The 21,090-nt window shown below is 68.5% G+C and carries 19 protein-coding genes; 13 read left to right on the top strand and 6 right to left on the bottom strand.

Annotated elements, in window-relative coordinates:
• The first annotated feature begins 163 nt into the window (after positions 1-163).
• Positions 164-1,117, top strand: coding sequence for a UDP-glucose 4-epimerase GalE (gene galE / locus ACWF4Z_RS30850; RefSeq protein WP_452246685.1), 954 nt, complete (start codon positions 164-166; stop codon positions 1,115-1,117).
• Positions 1,118-1,159: 42 nt separating this feature from the next.
• On the opposite strand, the gene ACWF4Z_RS30855 is transcribed toward galE, so the two are convergent.
• Positions 1,160-1,942, bottom strand: coding sequence for an SDR family NAD(P)-dependent oxidoreductase (locus ACWF4Z_RS30855; RefSeq protein ID WP_452246686.1), 783 nt, complete (start codon positions 1,940-1,942; stop codon positions 1,160-1,162).
• Positions 1,943-1,944: 2 nt separating this feature from the next.
• Positions 1,945-2,625: a TIGR03089 family protein gene (locus ACWF4Z_RS30860; RefSeq protein ID WP_452246687.1), complete on the bottom strand. Its 681-nt coding sequence runs from the start codon at positions 2,623-2,625 to the stop codon at positions 1,945-1,947.
• Between the two features lie 66 nt (positions 2,626-2,691).
• On the opposite strand from ACWF4Z_RS30860, the gene ACWF4Z_RS30865 reads away from it, so the two are divergent.
• From ACWF4Z_RS30865 to ACWF4Z_RS30885, 5 genes are all read left to right on the top strand, one after another.
• Positions 2,692-2,943 carry a twin-arginine translocase TatA/TatE family subunit gene (locus ACWF4Z_RS30865; RefSeq protein WP_452246688.1) on the top strand — a complete coding sequence of 84 codons (252 nt, stop codon included), beginning with the start codon at positions 2,692-2,694 and terminating at the stop codon, positions 2,941-2,943.
• Between the two features lie 97 nt (positions 2,944-3,040).
• Positions 3,041-4,378 (top strand): hemolysin family protein, encoded by a 1,338-nt coding sequence (locus tag ACWF4Z_RS30870; RefSeq protein ID WP_452246689.1) that lies wholly within the window; start codon positions 3,041-3,043, stop codon positions 4,376-4,378.
• Positions 4,375-5,442, top strand: a complete 1,068-nt coding sequence (locus ACWF4Z_RS30875) for a hemolysin family protein (protein ID WP_452246690.1) — start codon at positions 4,375-4,377, stop codon at positions 5,440-5,442. Before ACWF4Z_RS30870 ends, ACWF4Z_RS30875 begins: the two co-directional genes overlap by 4 nt.
• 140 nt (positions 5,443-5,582) lie before the next feature.
• Complete coding sequence (locus ACWF4Z_RS30880) at positions 5,583-6,647, top strand: NAD(+)/NADH kinase (RefSeq protein WP_452246691.1); 1,065 nt, start codon at positions 5,583-5,585, stop codon at positions 6,645-6,647.
• Between the two features lie 11 nt (positions 6,648-6,658).
• On the top strand, positions 6,659-7,753 hold the full coding sequence (locus tag ACWF4Z_RS30885) for a mannose-1-phosphate guanylyltransferase (protein WP_452246692.1): 1,095 nt from the start codon (positions 6,659-6,661) through the stop codon (positions 7,751-7,753).
• A 750-nt stretch (positions 7,754-8,503) separates the two neighbouring features.
• Here the strand turns inward: ACWF4Z_RS30885 and ACWF4Z_RS30890 are convergent.
• The 3 genes from ACWF4Z_RS30890 to cofD all read right to left on the bottom strand — a co-directional run bounded on the left by ACWF4Z_RS30890 (position 8,504) and on the right by cofD (position 11,258).
• Positions 8,504-9,223: a DUF3105 domain-containing protein gene (locus tag ACWF4Z_RS30890; protein ID WP_452246693.1), complete on the bottom strand. Its 720-nt coding sequence runs from the start codon at positions 9,221-9,223 to the stop codon at positions 8,504-8,506.
• Between the two features lie 86 nt (positions 9,224-9,309).
• The gene (locus ACWF4Z_RS30895; RefSeq protein ID WP_452246694.1) at positions 9,310-10,284 is read right to left on the bottom strand and encodes a coenzyme F420-0:L-glutamate ligase; all 975 of its coding nucleotides are present in this window, start codon (positions 10,282-10,284) and stop codon (positions 9,310-9,312) included.
• Complete coding sequence (cofD, locus tag ACWF4Z_RS30900) at positions 10,281-11,258, bottom strand: 2-phospho-L-lactate transferase (protein ID WP_452246695.1); 978 nt, start codon at positions 11,256-11,258, stop codon at positions 10,281-10,283. The genes ACWF4Z_RS30895 and cofD overlap by 4 nt, the downstream gene beginning before the upstream one ends.
• Before the next feature lie 116 nt (positions 11,259-11,374).
• Here cofD and ACWF4Z_RS30905 point away from each other — a divergent pair, with 116 nt between their 5' ends.
• From ACWF4Z_RS30905 to ACWF4Z_RS30920, 4 genes are all read left to right on the top strand, one after another.
• The gene (locus tag ACWF4Z_RS30905; RefSeq protein WP_452246696.1) at positions 11,375-12,658 is read left to right on the top strand and encodes a hypothetical protein; all 1,284 of its coding nucleotides are present in this window, start codon (positions 11,375-11,377) and stop codon (positions 12,656-12,658) included.
• Between the two features lie 433 nt (positions 12,659-13,091).
• Complete coding sequence (locus tag ACWF4Z_RS30910; protein ID WP_020389877.1) at positions 13,092-13,343, top strand: WhiB family transcriptional regulator; 252 nt, start codon at positions 13,092-13,094, stop codon at positions 13,341-13,343.
• 306 nt (positions 13,344-13,649) lie between these two features.
• The gene (locus tag ACWF4Z_RS30915; protein ID WP_452246697.1) at positions 13,650-16,562 is read left to right on the top strand and encodes a glycosyltransferase family 2 protein; all 2,913 of its coding nucleotides are present in this window, start codon (positions 13,650-13,652) and stop codon (positions 16,560-16,562) included.
• On the top strand, positions 16,559-18,043 hold the full coding sequence (locus ACWF4Z_RS30920; RefSeq protein ID WP_452246698.1) for a DUF5719 family protein: 1,485 nt from the start codon (positions 16,559-16,561) through the stop codon (positions 18,041-18,043). The genes ACWF4Z_RS30915 and ACWF4Z_RS30920 overlap by 4 nt, the downstream gene beginning before the upstream one ends.
• 1 nt (position 18,044) lies before the next feature.
• Here ACWF4Z_RS30920 and ACWF4Z_RS30925 read toward each other — a convergent pair whose 3' ends face one another.
• Positions 18,045-18,431, bottom strand: coding sequence for a DUF3499 domain-containing protein (locus ACWF4Z_RS30925; protein WP_452246699.1), 387 nt, complete (start codon positions 18,429-18,431; stop codon positions 18,045-18,047).
• A gap of 31 nt (positions 18,432-18,462) precedes the next feature.
• On the opposite strand from ACWF4Z_RS30925, the gene ACWF4Z_RS30930 reads away from it, so the two are divergent.
• The 3 genes from ACWF4Z_RS30930 to ACWF4Z_RS30940 all read left to right on the top strand — a co-directional run bounded on the left by ACWF4Z_RS30930 (position 18,463) and on the right by ACWF4Z_RS30940 (position 21,054).
• On the top strand, positions 18,463-18,909 hold the full coding sequence (locus ACWF4Z_RS30930; RefSeq protein ID WP_452246700.1) for a metallopeptidase family protein: 447 nt from the start codon (positions 18,463-18,465) through the stop codon (positions 18,907-18,909).
• A 320-nt stretch (positions 18,910-19,229) separates the two neighbouring features.
• Positions 19,230-20,318, top strand: coding sequence for a Gfo/Idh/MocA family protein (locus tag ACWF4Z_RS30935; protein ID WP_452246701.1), 1,089 nt, complete (start codon positions 19,230-19,232; stop codon positions 20,316-20,318).
• A complete protein-coding gene (locus ACWF4Z_RS30940; protein WP_452246702.1) occupies positions 20,311-21,054 on the top strand; it encodes a ThuA domain-containing protein in 744 nt (247 codons plus the stop codon). Before ACWF4Z_RS30935 ends, ACWF4Z_RS30940 begins: the two co-directional genes overlap by 8 nt.
• The last annotated feature ends 36 nt before the right edge of the window (positions 21,055-21,090 follow it).

Below are 21,090 nucleotides of genomic sequence, written 5' to 3' on the forward strand. Positions count from 1 at the left end.
CGTGCAGTTCGACAGGACGTATACGTCCACTGGCCGCCGTTGGGCGGTCGGCTGAGTGTGCGGCGGTTTGCCGGCTGCTGACACGTCCTGTCGGAATGCACGGCTGGTACGGGATCGGCCCGTCTGCGGGGTGTGCGTTGGCGGGCCGTGCCAGGATCGAGGCATGACATGGCTTGTGAGTGGTGGTGCGGGGTATATCGGGGCTCATGTGGTGCGGGCGTTCCTTGCTGATGGCATCGATGTGCGGGTGATCGATGATCTGTCGAGCGGGAAGGCCGAGTTCGTGCCGGACGGGGTTCCGTTCGTGCGGGCGAATGTGCTGGACGGGACCGCGGTGCGGGAGGCGCTCGACGGGGTGAGCGGGGTTGTTCACCTGGCCGGGTTCAAGTACGCCGGGGTCTCGGTGGAGAAGCCACTGCACACCTACACACAGAACGTGACCGGCATGGTGTCGCTGCTGGAAGCGATGGCGGAGAAGGAGATCCGCAACATCGTGTTCTCGTCCAGCGCGGGGGTGTACGGCACTCCGGAGGTCGAGTTGGTGACCGAGCAGACGCCGCCGCATCCGGAGAGCCCGTACGGCGAGTCCAAGCTGATCGGGGAGTGGTTGCTCCGGGACCAGGCGGCCGCCACCGAGTTGCACCACACGTCGTTGCGATACTTCAACGTGGTCGGGTCCGGTGATCCGACTGTGTACGACGCGAGCCCGTACAACCTGTTCCCGATCATCTGCAACCTGCTCACCCAGGGGAAGGTGCCGCAGATCTACGGCACCGACCACCCGACTCCCGACGGGACGTCGGTCAAGGACTACGTGCACGTGGCCGACCTGGCCCGCGCGCATGTCGCGGCCGCGCGGGTGCTGGAGTCAGGGAAGACGCTGGAGCAGGTCTACAACCTCGGCAGCGGCACCGGCACCTCGGTCCGCCAGATCATGGACGCCGCCCGCCGCGTCACCGGCATCGACTTCACCCCCACCGAAGGCCCTCGCCGCCCGGGTGACCCCTCCCGCGTAGTAGCCGACGGCCACCTCGCCACCCGAGACCTCGACTGGAAAAACACCCACACAGTCGACGAAATGTTCGCCACAGCCTGGGAGGCCTGGCCCAAGAGATAGCAGACGAGGGTGCCTGGCGGTCGGTCACCCCAACGCCAACCTTCAGTACACCTTCTTGAAGTGCCCGGAGGGGGTCAGGTTCATGCTGCCGCGGGGGCCGGTGAGGACGCCGCCTTCTACTGGGAGGGTGTGGCCGGTGATCCAGGCGGCGTCGGTGGAGGCCAGGAAGGCTACGGCGGCGGCGATGTCTTCGGGTTCGCCGATTCGGCCGAGGGGGTACATCTCGGAGAGGCGGGCCAGGGTGTCCGGCTGGTTGTCCCAGTTCGGGGTGCGAATGGTGCCTGGGGCAACCACATTGAAGCGGACGCCGAGTTCGCCGTAGCGGGCCGCGTAGTTGACCGACATCGCGACCTGGCCGGCCTTGGCCGCCGAGTACTCGATGTTGCCGAAGGCGGCGAGTCCGTTCACCGAGGAGATCGTGACGACGTTGCCGCGGGTCTTGACCAGCTCGGGGAGTGCCGCCTGGATGCACCGGGACGCACCGACCAGCGTGAGGTCGAGCTGCGCGTGCCACGCCTCGTCGGTCGTGTCTTCCGGTGCGTTGCCCACGATGCAGGCGCCCGCGTTGTTCACCACCACGTCCAGCCGGCCGAACTGCTCGACCGCTGTGGCCACGGCAGCCTCAACGTCCTCACGGCTAGTGACATCCACCCGCAGCGCCAAGGCCCGCGGCCCGATCTCGGCGGCGACCTTGGCGGCCTTCTCCTCCTGGAGACCGGTCACGAGCACCAACGCGCCCTCATCCGCGAGCCGCCGTGCGACCGCCTCGCCGATGCCCTGCGCCGCCGCCGTGACCAGTGCGACTCGCCCTTCGAAACGCTGCACGTCTACCCCTCCACGATTCGGTCGACCTTTTCGTCCGCCACCCGGCGCTCCAGCTTGGCCGGATCCAGATTGCGGCAAAGCACGATCGAACCACCTCCGGAGATCACCCCGACCAGCAGCCCCAGCCCGTCGCGTGACACCAGGTCCCGCGTGACCAGGATGCGGTCGGTGACGGGTTCCGCCGTACGGATCAGGTCGTCGTGCGTGAGTTCGTCGTACGCCGGTGTCGTCGGCGACGGTGGATCGAACGGGACGAACACGTCCGGGTGGTTGTACACCTCGGCGCCGTAGTCCTGGATCCCCTCCGGCACCGGCTCCCGGAACCGCCCACCCAGCGGCAGCAACGCCGACGCGACCGTCTCGCGGGACCCACGGATCGTGAAGTCCGGCCCAGTGATCGCGAGCGTGCCGACCCCACTCGTGAGCGACGCACCCACCGACCAGGTCGACAATGCCCAGACCACGCCCAGCCAGTGCGGCGGCAGCCCGATCGCGACGGTCTCGCCGGACTCGAGGTCGTACTCGTCGACGAGCAGGTTGGCCGTCTTGGCGACCCAGTTCGCGGTGGTCACGGCGCTGAGCTCGATCCGCTCGCCGCTCGTGTCGTCGTAGTAGGTGAGGAACGGGGCGCCGCCGTCCCGCCGGACCGCGGCCGCGAAGAGCTCGGGCAAGACTCGTGACATATGACCCACCCTACGGTTCGGGCACCGACGTACCGTGGTGGGGGATTCCCGGAAAGAAGGCTTGTCATGGTTCCACAGCTGGAGCTGCCGCAAGGTGGCGAATGGATCGTCATCCTGGTCATCGTCGTCCTGCTCTTCGGCGCGAAGAAGCTGCCCGAGCTGACGAAGAACGCGGCCAAGGCGTTGAACGAGTTCAACAAAGCGCGCAACGACGACGACAAACCCGAGGTCACCCAGGCCCAGGCCCCGGCCGCACAGCCGGCCCCCGCCGCGCCACCGACACCGGCAACGGACAGCGAGCGCCCGTCCACTCCGTGAATCGACCCCTGCCGGTCGCGAGGCTTTAGGTAGCCTTGGCTGAGCGACCGGCACGACGATACGCAGCGATCGGATCGGGATCGATTAGGGTCGAGCCATGCTGATCCTGGCCGGCCTGGCCCTGATCCTGGTGCTGACCGTTGCCACGGGCTACTTCGTCTCGCAGGAGTTCGCGTACGTCGCAGTGGACCGGAGCCGGCTGCGGACACTCGCCGATGGTGGTAATGCCGCCGCGGCGCGGGCGCTGAAGGTGACGTCGCGGCTGTCGTTCGTGCTGTCCGGTGCACAGGTCGGCATCACCATCACCGCACTGCTGGCCGGGTACTTCGCCGAGCCCTACCTCGGCAAGGGGCTCGAGCGCGTCCTCGGCTCGGCCGGCGTTCCGACGGCCGTGAGTACGTCGGTCTCGGTCATCCTGGCGTTGCTGTTGGCAACGATCATCCAGATGGTGCTCGGCGAGCTGGCCCCGAAGAACCTGGCGATCGCGAAGGCCGAGGCGCTCGCGCTGCGACTGTCGCGGTCCACGCTGACGTACCTGACCATCGCCGGCCCGGTGATCCGTGTCTTCGACTCCGCCTCGAACCGGATCCTGCGCCGGGTCGGCATCGAGCCGGTCGAGGAGCTTCCGCAGGGCGCGACCGCGCAGGAGCTCGACCGGATCATCGTCACGTCGTACGAGCAGGGCCTGCTGGACCAGGACACGATGCGCCTGCTCGACCGCGGTCTCGACTTCCGCGGCCGGATCGCCGAGGAGGCGATGATCCCGCGCGTCGACGTGGTCACCATGCATCGCGACGAGCCGCTGACCCGGGTGGTCGAGCTGCAGGACACCGGCCACAGTCGATTCCCCGTCATCGGCGACTCGGTCGACGAGGTGATCGGCGTGGTCGGGATCGGCGACGTGGTCGAGCTCGAACCGGCCGATCGGGCCAAGATCGTGGTCGGCTCACTGGCGTCGCCGCCGGTCGTCGTACCGTCGACGTTGCCGCTGCCCGCCGTCCTCGAACGCCTCCGGATCGCCCGCCGCCAGCTCGCGATCGTCGTCGACGAGTACGGCGGTTTCGCCGGCATCGTCTCGCTGGAGGACATCGCCGAGGAGCTGGTCGGCGAGATCCGCGACGAGGACGATCTCCCGGAGACCGGGCTGGTGCAGGGCGGCGACGGTTCGTGGGTCGTGCCCGCGCGGTGGCGGCTCGACGAGGTCGAGGAGGCCACCGGGGTCGCGCTGCCCGACGGCGACAACTACGAGACGGTGTCCGGTCTGGTGATGGCCCGGCTCGGCCGGATCCCGGTCGTCGGCGATGAGCTCGTGGTCGAGCTGCCGCACCGCATCGACCACGAGGGCCGGCCGGTCCCGCCCGAGTTCGTCCGGCTCGTCGTTCAGACCATCGAACGCCGCGTGCCCGGGCTCGTCGTGATGGAGCGGACGGCATGAGTACGACGCTCGCCCTCGTCATCTCGGCGATTCTGTTGGCACTGAACGGGTTCTTCGTCGCGGCCGAGTTCTCGCTGGTCGCGTCGAAACGCCACCGGCTCGAGGAGGCGGCCGCGTCCGGCAGCCGCTCGGCCCGCGCCGCGATCGCCGGCGTGAGCGAACTGTCGGTGATGCTCGCCGGGGCCCAGCTCGGCATCACGCTGTGCACCCTCGGCCTCGGCTCGCTGAGTGAACCGGCCGTCGCGCACCTGCTGCATCCGCTGTTCGAGTTGGCCCACGTGCCCGAGGGTGTTGGTCATGTGATCGCGCTGATCATCGCGGTCGGCGGGATCGGCCTGTTGCATGTGCTGCTCGGCGAGATGGCGCCGAAGTCGTGGGCGATCAGCAACCCCGAGCGTTCCGCGCTCATCCTCGCGCTCCCGTTCCGTGCCTTCACCTGGGTCTTCCGCCCGCTGCTGCTCGTCCTCAACTGGCTTGCCAACCTCTGCGTCCGGCTGGTCGGAGTGACCCCGCAGAACGAACTGGCCAACGCGCATGGTCCGGACGAGCTTGCTCTACTGATCGAGTCGTCCCGCGAGCACGGCACGCTGGCAGCGCCCGAACACGACCTGCTCACCGCGATGCTCGCGCTCCAGAACACCACGGTGGCGCAGGTGATGACTCCGATCTCGCAGCTGTCCACTGTTCCCGCGGCCGCGTCCGCCCGCGAGGTCGAGCTCACGAGTCGCCGCGAAGGACGATCCCGCCTGGCAGTCGTGAGCTCCGGTACGACGATCTGTGGCATCGTCCACGTCCGTGACGCCGCCCGGGCGACGACGGCAGGCGATACGACGGTGCATGCCTCGGATTTGATGACGGCACCACTCGAGTTGACTGCCGGGACCCCGGTGGCGACGGCGATCCGGACGATGCGCGACGAGCGTTCGCAGCTGGCAGTCGTCTGCGATGGCGGTCCGATCGGAGTCGTTGCGTTGGAGGATCTGCTGGAGGAGGTGATCGGGGAGTTCGACGACGAGACCGACCCGATCGTCAGTGCCGCGAAGGCAGAATCACCGGAGCGTTAGGTCCTCGCCGTACAAGTTGCTGACGGCAACTAGTTCGAGAGCTGGTGCCGTCGTCCGATCGGCCCCGGTTCCGCTCGGAGTTCGCCCGGATGGGGCGGGAGGCTACCGTGTAGGCAGGTTGTCTTCTGAGGAGGTCTGTCGTGGCTGTGACCCGGCTGGGGTTGGTCGTGCACCAGGGGCGTCCGGTGGCCGTGGAGACCGCGGAGACGGTCCGCCGGTGGGCCGCGAAGCATGACATCGGGTGTACCGACATCGACGTGTGGAACCAGGAGCGGCGCAGCGGGATGGACGAGCTGCACCACGCCGGGAATCCGGATCTGGTGGTCACGCTCGGCGGTGACGGCACCTTCCTGCGCGGGGCGCGGATCGCCGCGAAGAACAACGCGATGATTCTCGGGGTCGACCTCGGCAAGGTCGGGTTCCTGACCGAAGTGGCCTGCAGCGAGGTCGAAGCGGCGCTCGAGGCGGTGCACCACGGCGGCGCCACCATCGAGGAGCGGATGACACTGACGATGCGGGCGTCGCGTCCGCTCGAGATTCCGCCCGGTATCGAGGGGCTGCTGCGCTACGGGCACGGCCCGGCGCTGCCGCCACCTGCCATCAGCGCTGAGTCGCCCGGAGACGACGGTTGGGGCGTTGCGCTCGACGTGACTGCCCTGAACGACGTCGTACTGGAGAAGCTGGCTCGCGATCATCAGGTGGCGCTGGGTGTGTACCTGGCTGGTCGGCTGTTGGCGTCGTACTCGGCTGACGCGGTCATTGTGGCCACGCCGACTGGGTCGACTGCATACAGCTTCGCGGCGGGCGGTCCGATCCTCTCGCCGAATACAGAGGCTGTGGTGTTCACTCCGGTCGCGCCGCACATGACGTTCAACCGCACGGTGATTGCGGCGCCCGATGAGCCGGTTGCGCTGCGAGTGCTGCCGCACTCCGGCCAGGCCGCGGTCAGTATCGACGGGCAGCTTCGCGGAGTGCTCGATCCGGGTGACTGGATCGGTGTGTACGGATCGACCCGGCGGCTGCGCCTGGTGCGGTTGCGTCCTACTGACTTCTACGGGCGGCTGCGGGATCGGTTCCGGCTGACCGATGCGCCTGCGACCGCGCTGGACGGGGAGTCCGACCTGTTCTGGCGGTCCACGTCGGACGTGCCGCCGGACCTGGCGCATCTGCGCATGGCGCGGCCGCCGTTGGGCGACGACCGGTAGGGTCTCTCCTCATGCGAAACGTGGTGATCCTGGCCGGTGGCTCGGGGACGCGGCTGTGGCCGATGTCCAGGGACGACCGGCCGAAGCAGGTGCTCCCGCTGGCGGCCGGGGAGTCGTTGCTCCGGGTGGCGTACAACCGGCTGTCGGGTCTGGTCGCGCCGGAGAACATCTACGTCTGCACGGTCGGTGCGTACACCGAGGTCGTGCGCAAGGAGCTGCCCGAGCTCGGCGAACACAACATCATCGGTGAGCCCGCCCGCCGCGATACCGCGAACGCGGTCGGCCTGGCGTCGGCGGTGGTCGCGCGGAACGATCCCGATGCGGTGGTGGCGTTCGTCGGGTCGGATCACCTGATCAGCCCGGAGGACGAGTTCCAGGCCGCGATCGAGAACGGGTTCGCCGTGGTCGAGCAGCGGGCGCGATCGCTGGTGACGTTCGGGATCGAGCCGACTCACCCGCACACCGGGCTCGGGTACATCGAGCGTGGTGCGCCGATCGACGGGACACCGGCGTTCGTCGTCGACCGGTTCCGGGAGAAGCCGGATCGCGAGACCGCCGAGGAGTATCTGGCCACCGGGCGGTTCTGGTGGAACTCCGGCATGTTCGTCTGGCGGGCCGAAACCGTGCTGAGCGTGCTCGACCAGCTGCTGCCCGAGTCCGCCGCCAACCTGCGTCAGGTCGCGTCGGTCTGGGACTCGGCCGAACGCGATGCCACGCTGGCGGAGATCTATCCGACCCTGCGCAAGATCAGCGTCGACTACGCGGTGATGGAGCCGGCCTCCCAAGGCAAGGTCGATGCCGACGTGGTCGTCGTACCGATGCCCGTCCACTGGCTCGACGTCGGCTCCTGGGCCGCGCTCGCCGGCACGTACGCCGCCGACGCCAACGGCAACCGGACCGACGGCACGACCCTCAGCTGCCTGCTGGACTCCCACAACAACATCATCGTCACCGACGACCCCGACCACCTGGTCGCCGCAGTCGGCCTCCAGGGCCACATCATCGTCCACACCCAAGACGTCACCATGGTCTGCCCACTGGCCGACGGCGAACGCGTCAAAGACCTGGTAGCCCAAGTCCAGTCCGACCACGCCAACTACATCTGAACAACAGCCGCCACGAAAGGCACACCGCTTCGCGGCGGCTGTGCTGTTGCCGCCTGCGGCGGGGGCGCGGGTGGTGGGTTCGCCGCTGGTGTGGTTTTGCGTGAGGCGATTGTGGTGGCGCGGTCTCCGGGCTGCGTGATGGTGCTGGTCGCGGTGGCGTGCGTCAAGGGCGCCTTCGGCGTCGCTGCGCGATCTTCGACCCTTGACCCACACCACCGCGACCAGGGAAGGATCGCAGCTGTCCCGGAGCCGCTGACCCGAGTGGTCGCACGGGCGGGGTGTGGTCACGGGGGTGGACTGTGGTGAGGCTGACGTACGGGGTCCGTGCGGGGTGGGTGTGATCACGGGGGTGGACCGTGGTGAGGGCGGGCTGGGTCTTTGCGGAAGTAAATCTGCGGATAGCGACCAGGAAGTTCCGGAAAGACGGCGGCCGTGGCCGGCGTCGGCTGTGGTTGGCGCATCGAGTCGTGGCGAGTGGTTCGGGCCGGGATATCGAGTCGTGGATATCGGCGAAATTCGCCGTCGATTCCTGACCCGGATCCACGACTCGATCACCTGAACCCGGCTCACAACTCCCCACGGGATCCGGAGACCGCCGGTTATCCGCTGAGATTGACCGTTCTCCCACCGACATTTCATGAGAGAACCGGCCATTTCATGGGAGAACCCATGAAATGGCCGGTTGATGAGTGCCGGTCGTGCGCCCCGCCGGAGGCGGCTGGAAGTCAGCCGCCGCGCAGCGGTGGCCGCTTAGCCGCCTAGGGGTTCTTGGGCGTCGGCTGAGGGGTATTTGTCCATGAACTGGGTGAGGGCTTCGCCGCTGACGGCGCTGCAGAACTGGCGGTGGCCGAACGCCTTGTCGGAGCCGGCGGCGTTACCGCTCCAGTGGGAGAAGGCGATGGTCTTGCCGTCCGGCCAGGGCTTGCCGTCGGTTTCGCGGAACGGCGCGGCGATGAATTTGCCGTTCGAGCTGTCCGGCAGCTTCGCCTTGGAGATCTTCTCGATCTGGTCCTTCTGGTCCTGCGGGATCGAGTCCTTGTACCAGAGGATCGTGTACCCGTGCTCGAGGTTGTGCACCAGGTTCGGGATCGCGGGCCGGTCGTCGAGCGTGTAGAACTTCTTGTCGAACGGCGCCCAGACCGGGTAGTGCGGACCGGACGACGGCGGCGACACGGAGTAGTTGATCACCGTGCCCTCGGCCTTGTGGTCCTGCGTACCGCCGGCCTCGTCGTCGGTGGGCGCCGCACAGGAGGCCGCCGACGCACCCACCCCGAAGTCGGTCAGGGCCTGGTTCTTCGTCTTGGAGTCCTGGATCAGCCGGATCGCCGGATACGCGATGATGGCCAGGCCGACCACGATCGACGCGACCACGATGATCAGCGTCCGGGTCCGGTCCGAGCGAGCCTGCTCGCGCTGCATCTTCTCGATCATCTCGCGGCGCGACTGCTTCTGCGACGACGCTTTACCCACAGTGTTGGTCTTCCCGGATCGGGGCGGCCACAGCGCCGCCGTGCGGGAGCAGTGTATGCAACGTTCCTAAGAGGTTGCCTAGAAAACTATCTCGACCGGGACCCGAACGTGACCGTCGCCTCACTGCCCGGGCCGGTGCGCACGGTGACGCCGTACCCCTCCGCGTGCAGCAGTACGGCGAGGCGCTCGGCGATCACGCCGACCGCGACCGGATCGTCACCGAAGACCGTGACGGCGTTGTCGAGCACCTCGAGGTGGATGTCCTCGACCTCGGCCAGCAGACCGTCCCACAGCGCCGGATCGACCTCACGCGGCCCGGTGGGCTCCTGACGCTCCAGTACGGCGGCACGCGCGGCCTCACGCGTCCCCAGACTGAACATGTCCATCTCGGCATCCCGAACCAGCGCCCGAGCCCCAGGCCCATGCTCGCCAGCCGGGAGTACGGCGTCCTGCAGCCCGCGCAGGACCGCGACAGGCACGCCATCGGCCTTCCCCTTGACCAGCTCACTCGCACTGGCGATCTCATCGGCCAGTGCGGGCTCGGTTACCGCGAGAACGTTGCCGTGGCTATCCGTCGTACCGCGGAGGTCTTCCACGACCCGGACTCCAGCCGCACCGATCGCCAGGTCGGTCTGACCGTTGCGCCACGGCCGGCCCAGGGTGTCCGTAATCACAATGCCGACGTTGACGTCGTACCGCTCCTTGAGATCGCTCCGCAGCTGCCGAGCCGACACATCAGGGTCGATCGGCAGTAGGAGGACAGTGCCGGGCGCAGTGTTGGACGTGTCCGTGCCGGCGGCCGCCATGACCAGGCCGTGCCGGGTCTGCACGATCCGGGTCTCACCGCGTTGCGCCACGACCCGCACCAGCTCGGCGTCGATCGCGTCCTGCCGACTGCCGTGGGTGAGACGTCCCTCTGCCTTGCTGACGATCTTGGACGTCACCGAGACGACGTCGCCGTCGCGCAGATCCGTCCCCTCACCGATCAGCCGGGCCAGGTCGTCTCCCTCGGCCACCTCGGGAATTCCGGTCACCGGGAAGACTTCCAGGTGCTTCCTCATCGCCGTACGGCCTCCGCGAGGTTCAGTGCCGCGTCAGCCATCGCGGCGGTGGTGGTCTCGTCCGTCATCCACAACGGCACCGCCTGCACATGAATTCCGGCTCCGGCGATCGAGTCCGCCTGCACCGCGTCCGAGGTGTCGATCAACCAGCCGTCCAGTACGCCGCCCGCCGTCCGTGACCCGTAGTACCGGGCCACGGCCGAGGCGGTGGACGCAACGCCCACGGCCGCGAGGACCTTGTCGGCCATTCCACGCACCGGACCGGACCCGATGATCGGGGACAACCCGATGACCGGCGCGCTGGTCTCCCGTACGGCGTCCTTGATCCCCGGTACGCCGAGGATCGTGCCGATCGACACGACCGGGTTGGACGGCGGCAGGATCAGCGCATCGCAGTCAGCGATGGCCTCGAGTACGCCGGGAGCCGGTTTGGCCTTGTCCTGTCCCACCGGGACGATCTGGTGTGCCGTGACCTCCGCGTGCCAGCGGACCCAGTACTCCTGGAAGTGGATCGCCTTACGGCGCCCGGGCTGGTCCGGATCGTCCACCACGACATGCGTCTCGACCCGGTCGTCGCTCATCGGCAACAACCGCACAGGGAGCTTCCAGCGCTCGCACAGCGCCTCGGTGACCGCGCTCAGCCCGTAGCCCGCGTCGAGCATCTGCGTACGGACCAGATGGGTCGCCACGTCCCGGTCGCCGAGGCCGAACCACGTGGGCTCCACGCCGTACGCCGCGAGCTCCTCCTTGATCACCCAGGTCTCGTCCTCACGGCCCCAGCCGCGTTCGGCCGAGATACCGCCACCGAGCGTGTACATCACCGTGTCGAGGTCGGGGCACACCCGCAGTCCGAACAGGGTGATGTCGTCCGCGGTGTTCCCCACGACCGTGATCTCGGCGTCCGGACGGGCCTTCAGCAGCCCGCGCAGAAAGGTGGATCCGCCAACGCCACCGGCCAGCACTGTCAATCGCATGGGAAGAGTCTGCACGAGTCGTCAATGCGTCGGACCACCGCACGACTATGCTGCGGTGGGTCCGAACCATCCGCACAGCTCAGTTGTACGGCCCCCCAACATCCCGAGGAGCCCTCGTGGTCACCGACGCAACCAAGAAGCTCAGAGAGCCGGTCGCGTACATCCTGCTCGCATTCGCCGGCCTGCTCGTGCTGGCCTCGCTGATCCGGCTGTTCGTCGGCGGCGCCGGCTTCACCGCCGCGGCCGGCGGCGTGCAAGCTACGCTCACCCCACCGTCGTTCAGCGCACTCCTGCTGCTGGTAGCTCTGGCGGGAGCGGTCTGGCTGGTGACGGAGGCCGGCGAACGGACGCCGAACGCCCGGACCGTGGCCCTGGCCTCGCTCGTGATCACCGGTCTGGCGCTGCTGATCGGTCTGATCACCGCGTTCGCCGGGTTCAGTGAGACCAGCACCGCCGGTCTGAAGATCGTCGGCTTCATCTACGCGCTGGCCGGTCTGGCGCTGTACGGCGCCGCCGGTCTGTACATCCTGAACAACTTCCAGGCCTTGCCTGCGCCGGTGCGCGCGCCGAAGCCGGGACAGTTCGCACCCCAGGGCCAGGGTCAGTACGGCCAGCAGCCTTACGGCCAGACCGCGCCGTACGGTCAGCAAGGTGGCTACGGTCAGCCGGGCCAGCCTGGTCAGCCGCAGGGCCAGTACGGCCAGTACGAGCAGGGCCAGCCCCAGGGCCAGTACGGCGGGTACGGCGCCGCGGCCGGAGCCGGTGCGGTCGGTGGCTATGCCGCCGCGCAGGGCGGCGAGCAGCAGCAGTGGCCGCAGGAGCAGGGCTGGAACCAGGGCGAGCAGGCGAACTGGTCAGCCGGTGACGCAGCGGCTCAGCAGCACGTCGACCCGCAGCACCAGCCGGCCGAGCAGGCCTGGTCCGCAGAGGGCCAGGGGCACGGCACCGAGCCGACGCAGGCGTGGAGCTCCGAAGGCCAGCAGCAGTGGGGTGGCGCAGAGGCCGCCCAGGGCGGCCAGCACCAGGCCGACCAGCAGTGGCCGCAGGAGCAGCAGTGGAGTGGCGCCGACGCCGGTCAGCAGCAGTGGACCGGCCAGGAGTACGGTCAGCCGCAGGCTCAGCCGGAGTGGGGTGGCCAGCCCGAGCACGCCGCGCCGGCCGAGGGTTCGCACGAATCCGAGACGCCGCAGTCCTGGCAGCCGCAGTCGGAGCCGGCCGCCTGGCCGGCTGAGGAGACCCCGGCCGCCGAGCAGGCGCCTAGCGTCCCGCCGGAGCCCGAGGCCGCCGACTCGACCCGGATCGACCCTGCGGTCACCGAGGCGGACAAGGACGACCAGAACCCCCCGCCGGGTCAGCAGGGTCAGGCCGGCCAGCAGGGCTGGTGGTCCCAGCCGTCCTGACCTGCCAAGTCCTGACCTGCCAGGTGTGAACCTGCCAAGTCCTGACCTGCCAAGTCCTGAAAAGGTCCTGGCCGGAAGGCGGTTCAGTTGCCTGAGAGGGCAGCGAACCCCTTCCTGACAAGGCAGCAAGCCTTTGCCGTCTGTGCGCCGAAACTTTGTTTCGGCGCCGTCGGCGGGGCACCAGTGGTGACGAGAGGTCTGTGTACACAGGCCTCTCGTTGTTTTGCAGCCGTGTTGCGGATGATGCCAATAGCAGACCACGGCTTGACTTTCGTGGATTGCAGGAATGTAATTTCAACCGTGTCGTTCGTTGGACACTCGGTATCGGGGACCGTTGCAGAGCGCAGGACGGACGAGGTCAGGCATGTGGACCGCAAACCCACATGTACAGGGGAACGAACAGGGTCGAGGAGGTCGTACCGTGACAGAGCTGATGGCGATTGTCGACGGTGAGGCGATCGAGGAGGAGCCGAACTGGCAGGAACGGGCGCTGTGCGCCCAGACCGATCCAGAGGCTTTCTTCCCGGAGAAGGGCGGATCCACCCGCGAGGCGAAGAAGGTCTGCCTCGGTTGTGACGTGCGGGGCGAGTGCCTCGAGTACGCACTGCAGAACGACGAACGCTTCGGGATCTGGGGCGGGCTGTCGGAGCGGGAACGCCGCAAGCTGAAGAAGAAGGCCGTCTGAGGCCCCGCCGATCGACTCGTGGTGGTGCCCTGCCACCCCGCGGTCATCGGTACTGGACAACCACAACTCGATAGGAATCACCCGCGGAGGCCCCGGCTCGACATCTGTCGCCGGGGCCCGCGGCTGTCCTGAGGACCTTGCCGGCGTGAAGACCCCGCCGGCCCGAAGACCCGGCCTGCCGCGGAGTTCCGGCTCCGCCTCGGGTGAGTGGGGCGAGGCTCTGCGTAACGGCTGTAAGGTGAGTCCTCGCCGCGACTCTGGTCACGGTGAGAACCGTCCGTAACCATCGAGGTGTCACAGCTCCGCATGGAACAAGAAGCCCCGGCCGGCTGGGAGTTCTTCGACTCCGTCGACTTCCCGACCGATCACATCGACGACCCGATGGGTCGCCCGCGGGTCCGGCATGTCGTCTCCGCCGTGGTGGTCGGACACGAGGGCGCTGCCTGGCTGCCCCGGCTGTCCGAGGCGCTCTGGGCCCTCAACCCGCGTCCGGACCGGCTGATCGCGGTCGACACCGGATCCACCGACGAGACCGCCGAGCTGCTGGCCGCGATGCCGGGTGTCGAGCCCGTCGTCAGCGTCTCCGCGCGGACCGGCTTCGGGATGGCGGTCGCGCGCGGTCTCGAAGCGGTCGGGTTCGCTCCGATTCCGTCGGCCGTCGGTCCGTACGGCGACGACGGCCACATGCCCGTGATCGAGTGGCTGTGGCTGCTGCACGACGACTGCGCCCCGGCCCCGAAGGCGCTGGAGAAGTTGTTGCTCCAGGCCACGATTTCGCCGGACATCGGCGTCTGGGGACCGAAGCTGCGGCTCTGGCCGCGCGACCGCGAACTGCTCGAGGTCGGCGTCTCGACGTCGCTCGGCGGCCGCCGCGACACCGGCATCGAGAACGGCGAGCTCGACCAGGGCCAGCACGACCAGCCGCGGAACGTCCTCGCGGTCAGCTCGGCCGGCATGCTCGTCCGTCGCGACGTCTGGGAGGCGCTGCGCGGATTCGACCCGCGGCTGCCGATGTTCCGCGACGACATCGATTTCGGCTGGCGGGCCAGCCGCGCCGGCTACCAAGTGGGCGTTGCGCCGGACGCCGTCATCTACCACGCACAGGCCGCCGCGACCGGTGAGCGCGCGCTGGCCGGCACCCGCAGGCACGCCTACCAGCTCGACCGCGCACACGCGTACTACACCGTCCTCGCGAACGCTCCCGGCAGACTGCTGCCGCTGCTGATTCTGCGCTTCCTGCTCGGCACTTTGCTGCGCTCGATCTGGTTCCTGCTCGGCAAGACGCCGTCCGGTGCCGTCGACGAGTGGACCGCCTTGCTCGGCACCCTGCTGGCCGGTGGCTGGACGCAGGCCCGCAGGAACCGCCGCAACCTCGACAAGGTTCCGTACGACGACATCAAGGGACTCTTCTCCCGGTCGGTGCATGCACTGCGGCACAACCTGGAAGAGACGACCACCACGATCTCCGAGCGGATCCGCGAAGCCTGGGCGGACGAACCGGAAGAGCAGGCCGTCACGACCGCTCGCCGGGCCAAGTCCACTGCACGGGTCGCGTCCGACAAGCCACGCTGGCGTCGTCAGCTGATCCGGCGGCCGTTCCTGGTGGCCTGGGTGTTCCTGGCGCTCGGTGCGCTGATCTCGGCGCGCAGCCTGATCGGTGGCGGCGTGCTGCGTTCGCATCTGTTGCTGCCGGCCCATGAGAGCCTTTCCTCGCTGTGGCATGCGGCCGCTTCGGGTCCGCCCGGGGTGACGCCGCCTGCGTGGCTTGGGCAGTTCTGGGCGTTCTCGACGGTCATGTTCGGCCCGTCCGGTGCGACGAACCTGTTGTTGCTGGGTGCCGTTCCACTGGCCGGCCTTGCCGCATGGGCGTTGCTGCGCGCGTTCGTCGTCGATCGGGTCGCCCGCGCGTGGGGTGCCTCGGCGTACGGCGTTGCTGTCTTCACGAACGGCGCGATCACGCAGGGCAGACTCGGCACGTGTGTGGCGGCGATCGTGCTGCCGTTGCTCGGTGCTGCCGTGCATACCGTCGCGCGGCGGCGGCGTGTGGTCGTCCAGGGCAGTTGGCGGGCCGCATGGTTCGCAGGGATCTGCCTGGCTGTGCTGTTCGCGTTCACTCCGTCGCTGGGGCTGTTGATCAGCGTCACACTGGTCGTCGGTGCGGTGCTGGGGCTTGGCTGGCGCCGACAAGGCCGCCAGCTCGTGTTCTCCGTCGTACTGGGCCTTTTGCTTGTGCTGCCGTGGACGATTCAGTTGGTGCTGCACCCGTCGCGGCTCGGGCAGGAGGCCGGCGGACCGCCGACCGCTGCGGTCGGTCCGGGCGACAGCTTGCCGCATCTGCTGACTGGCACGCCGATTGGTGGGCCGACGCCGTGGTGGTTCGCCGTACCGCTGATTCTGGTCGCCTTGGTCAGTTTGCTGCGGGAGTCGCGGCAGCGGTACGAGTTGCTCGGCTGGTTCGCTGCACTGGCCGGTCTGGCCGGGACTCTGGTCTCCAGCCGGCTGGGTGGTGGCAGTGGGCCGCTGATGTTCCTGATGACGGCCGGCTGGATCGTTGCGATCGCCGTTGCGTGGGACTCGGTTGGTAAGTCCACCGAGATCATCGTGCAGGGTGTGCTCGGGATCGTGCTCGTCACGACGGTGGTGACGGCCGGCTTCTGGTTGGTGCGTGGGATGGACGGGCCGTTGTGGCGCGGGCCCGCGCAGGACCTTCCGGCGTACCTCGTGACTGGGCAAGGTCCACCGGAGAATCAGTCGATTCTCGTCGTACGCAAGGCGCCTCAGGGCGAGATGCGGTTCTCGCTGGTGAAGGACGGCGGTCCGCGGATGGGCGCGCTCGAGGCCGCTCCGACCGCACAGCAGACCAAACCGATCAATGACGTCCTCGCGACCCTCGGTGGCGGTGGCACCGGCGAAGAGGGCCGTCAGCTGGCCGGGCTGGCGATCGACTACGTGTACTTGCCCGCTCCGATCGATGCGACGCTGCAGTCGACGCTCGACTCGTTGCCGGGTCTGACCAGGGCCAGTGCGGATGATGGCGACGCAGCCTGGCGGGTGGACCGGACGAAGGTCCAAGGCACCTCGCCGTTGCAGGACCAGACCCACAGTCTGTGGCGGGTGCTCGGTCTGATCGGCTGGATCATCGCTCTGATCTTCTGTCTGCCCACGGTGCGCCGCACTGTCGCCGTACCGCACGGCACTCATGCGAGGAGGGACCGGTGAGCCGGTTGCTGTCAGACCCGCGCGCCCGGCTCGGCGTCTGTGTGTTGGCGTTCGCTGTGGTCGGTGGGCTCGGCGTGGTTACGCACCCGAAGACACCGGTGACGAGTCCGGAGGCCACTGCCGCTCCCGCTGCCGCCGTGGTGAACCGTACGGCGTTGTCCTGCCCGGTGCTCGCTCCCGATCCGCGTGGCAAGGGGACGAGCGTTGTGAACGCGGTGTCCCCGACACTGCCCGAAGGCACCAAGACGGCGTCCGGCAGCGCCACACCGCTGGCGATCACGGCGTTACAGGCCTCGGCCAACCCAGTCGGCTCGCTACTGGTCCGCGGCACGATCGGTTCGAGCGCTGCGGCCACCAAGCCTGTCCCGCTCTCGATTCATGGCACCGGTCCGCTCGCCGCAGGCACAGTTGGTACGAGTACGACGACGGCCTTCGACGGTGTGAACAAGGGGATGGCCAGTACGCCGTGCCAAGCGCCCGGTTCGGACTTCTGGTTCGTGGGTGCGTCCGGAGCGAGTGACCGGCGGGACGTGCTGGTGCTGACGAACCTGGACAGCATCAACGCCGAAGTGAACGTCACCGTGTATGCGGCGAACGGGTTGCAGGACTTGCCGGCCGCGCAGGGGCTTGTCGTGCCGGCGCGCGGGACGTACGAGGTGTATCTCGGACTGGTCGCCTCGAAGCTGAAGGACGTCGCGCTGCACGTCGAGTCCACGGGTGGGCGCGTGGCGCCGTCGCTACGGTCCAACCCGAAGACCGGCAACGTGGCTGCCGGTGTGGACTTCTTGAACCCGTCGGCTCCGCCAGCGACCAAGGTGTTCGTGCCGGCCGCGGCCCCGGGTGCCGGACAACGAGTCCTAACGGTCGCGAACCCTTCCGACCTGCAGGCGACCGCGAGTCTGACGGTGAACGGGCCGAACGGGCCGTTCAAGCCGGCCGGTCTGGAGACCCTGACGATCCCGGCTGGGGCGGTCAAGACCTTCCGGCTGGACGGAGTGCTGCACGGGGATCCCAGTGCGCTCACTATTGCGTCGGACCAGCCGGTCACGGCGTCGCTGCGGATCGTCGATGCGAGTGGAACGGACTTCGCGTCGATCGGATCCGCTGAGGCGCTGACGGGACCGGCGTACTTGGTTCTGCCGGCGCATCGGCAGCCGGCGGTGCTGCAGCTGACCGCACCAGGCAAAGCGGGCAGTGTGAAGTTCGAGCTGCGGGACGCGGCCGGGCGGGTGCTGCAGACGCGGGCACTCGACGTGGTCGGCGGTGCGACCACGCAGGTCGCGTTCAAGACGCAGCCGCGACCGACGTACCTGATGGTCGAGCAGACGCGGGGGAGTGTCGTGGCAGGGGTGACGCTGATGCCTGCGGCGAAGCCGGCCGCCAAAGAGGTGGCTCTGGTGGCCGCGTGGCCGCTGACGACGTCACTGGTGTTCCGGGCTCAGCTCGGGGCCGAGTCCGACGTCAGCGCTGCGCTGCGGTAGGTCAGGCTTCGGTAGTGTTCGCGCCGGGGTCCTGCAGCATGCGCAGGTGACCTCGGCGGGCTACCTCGACCGGCGCGCCCGGAGTGCCGCGGCCGGGCTCGCCACGTGGCGGCAGGGGGCGGGCGGCCTCGCGGACTGCGTTGGCCAGGGCTTCCAGGTCGTCCGACGACGGTCCGGCGGCGGCTGGGTCCGGAGCGAGCCGGATGACTTCCCAGCCGTTCGGAGCGGTCAGGCGGTCGGCGTGGGCGGCACACAGGTCGTAGCAGTGCGGTTCGGCGTACGTCGCCAGTGGGCCGAGGACACACGTGGAGTCCGCATACACGTACGTGAGCGTCGACACAGCCGGCTGATGACAGGCGGCGCGCGAACAAGTCCTGGCGATGCTCACGACCAGACATTACGCCCACTAGGCTGAGCGCGTGACCGAGGCTCGCCGTCATCGCAGGCACATCGACCGCCATGGGCGCGGCATGCTCGGCCCGATCAGCCGGCCGAGCCGGTTCGCGCCGCGCGGTCTGCCGTTGCAGCGGTCGGCCGCCGCGCAGTTCGACGAGGTGGTCGCGATCGAGGTGACGCGGCTGGAGAAACGGCTGCCGCAGGTCGTCGCGCGGGTCGAGTTCGCGATCGAGGACGTGCCGAACCTCGACCTCGACGCCACCGAGATCCCGCTCACTCACTCCACCGGCGGCACGTCGCACGAGCCCTACCGCATCGTCGTCTTCCGCCGCCCGATCGAACTGAGAGCCGAACGCTCCGGCAGCGGGCTGTCCTGGCTGGTCCGATCCGCCCTGGTCCTGGAGCTGGCCGACGTCCTGGCCCTCTCCCCAGAACAAATAGACCCAGACTTCGACACCGACGAAGACTGACCCCCGCCTCAAACACCCGCCGCCACCCGGACACCCGTCCCCACCCGGACACCCGTCCCCACCCGGACACCCGTCCCCACCCGGACACCCGTCCCCACCCCGCCACATTTGCCTGGCCGACCCACCAGATCAGGGGTTCCACACGCCTGTTGAGGGTGTGGAACCCCTGATTTCGCTGGGGGACCAGGCAAATTGGTGGGTCAGCCAGGGAAATCGGGGTGCGTCGACGGAGGGGGGTGTGGGCCTCCCGTGTGTGAATGTGTTCCGTAGTGTGGGAAGGGGTTTGTGTCTGTCGTTGTCATCGGGAGAGGATCGCGGGTGTGAACGATCAAAGACTGCGGGTCGGGGTTGTCGGGCTGGGATTTGCGGGGCGGACGGCGCTGGAGGCGTTCTCCGAGTTGCCGGATGTCGAGGTGATCGCGCTGGCCGGGCTGGAGAAGGAGACTCTGACCGCGCTCGGCGAGAAGCACGGCGTACCGCAGCTGTACGAGAAGTGGGAGGACCTGCTCGAGACCGAGGGCCTGGACGCGGTCAGCATCGGGACTCCGACGCAGCTGCACGCTCCCATCGCCCTGAAGGCGCTGGAGAAGGGCCTGCACGTGTTGTGCGAGAAGCCGCTGGCCCGGACCGTGGCTGAGGGTACGGCGATGGTCGAGGCCTCGAAGAAGGCCGGCCGGGTGCTCAAGGTCGTCTTCAACCACCGCGAGCGCGGTGATGTCGTCGCACTCAAGCACCAGATCGACGAAGGTCAGCTCGGCCGGATCTACTACGCGAAGGCGCACTGGATGCGCCGCAACGGCATCCCCGGCATGGGCGGCTGGTTCACCAACCGGGAGCTGTCCGGCGGCGGTCCGCTGATCGACCTCGGCGTACACATCCTGGATATGGCTCTGCACCTGCTGGGCGAGCCGCAGGTGACGACTGTCTCGGCGAACACGTTCGCCGAGCTCGGCCCGCGCGGCCGGGGCAGTGCGAGCACGCCGGACCGTCCGAACGTGGACACCCTCGGTTCGAAGTTCGAGGTCGAGGACCTGGCGACGGCGTACCTGCGGCTCGAGGGCGGCGGCGCACTGCAGCTGGAGACCAGCTGGGCGACGTACAAGGCGCCGGGGGACAACTTCGGCATCGAGCTGTTCGGCACCGAGGGTGGCGCCAAGATCGAGGTGCAGAACTACACCACCGAAGACACTCTGCGGATCTTCACCGATGTCGCCGGTATCCCGGCCGAAGTGAAGCCCGCCACCGGTGCGGGACTCGGACACCGCGGAGTGGTCCGCGACTTCGTCCGGATCGTCCAGTCCGGCGATTGGGAAGGTCAGAACGGGTCCGAGGCGCTGCTGCGGACCGAGGTCATCGACGCCTGCTACGCCTCGGCGAAGGCGGGACGAGAGGTTGTGCTGCATGACTAATCCCATCCGGGTCACGGTCTGGGGCGAGAACGTCCACGAGGGCCGCGACGAAACAGTCCGCAAGGTCTACCCGGACACGATGCACGGGACGATCGCCGCGGCGTTGCGGGACAAGCTCGGCGCGGACGTCGCCGTACGGACCGCCACGCTGCAGGACCCGGAGCACGGTCTGACCGAGGAGGTGCTCGCGGAGACCGACGTACTCACCTGGTGGGGGCACGCCGCGCACGGCGACGTCGACGACGCGATCGTCGAGCGGGTGCAGAAGCACGTGCTCTCCGGGATGGGCCTGATCGCGCTGCACTCGGCGCACTTCAGCAAGATCTTCGTCAAGCTGATGGGCACGACCTGCAGCCTGGACTGGCGCGCCGAGAACGACCGCGAGCTGATCTGGACCGTCGCGGCCGGCCACCCGATCGCGCAGGGCATCCCGCACCCGCTGGTGATCGAGCGGGAGGAGATGTACGGCGAACTGTTCGACATCCCGCAGCCCGACGAGCTGGTCTTCGTCAGCTCGTTCACCGGCGGCGAGGTCTTCCGCTCCGGCTGCTGCTACCGCCGCGGCCAGGGCCGGGTCTTCTACTTCCGTCCCGGCGACCAGGAGTACCCGACCTACCACCAGCCCGAAGTCCAGCAGATCCTCGCGAACGCCGCCCGCTGGGCCGCCCCGACCAGCGAGCGCCAGCTGCCGACGGTCCACCACCGCAAGGACATCGGCTGGTTCGCGAACAGCTGAAATCCGGGCTGAAATACAGGTTTGCGCGGCGGCCGG

The organism is Kribbella sp. NPDC055071, from assembly GCF_053608045.1.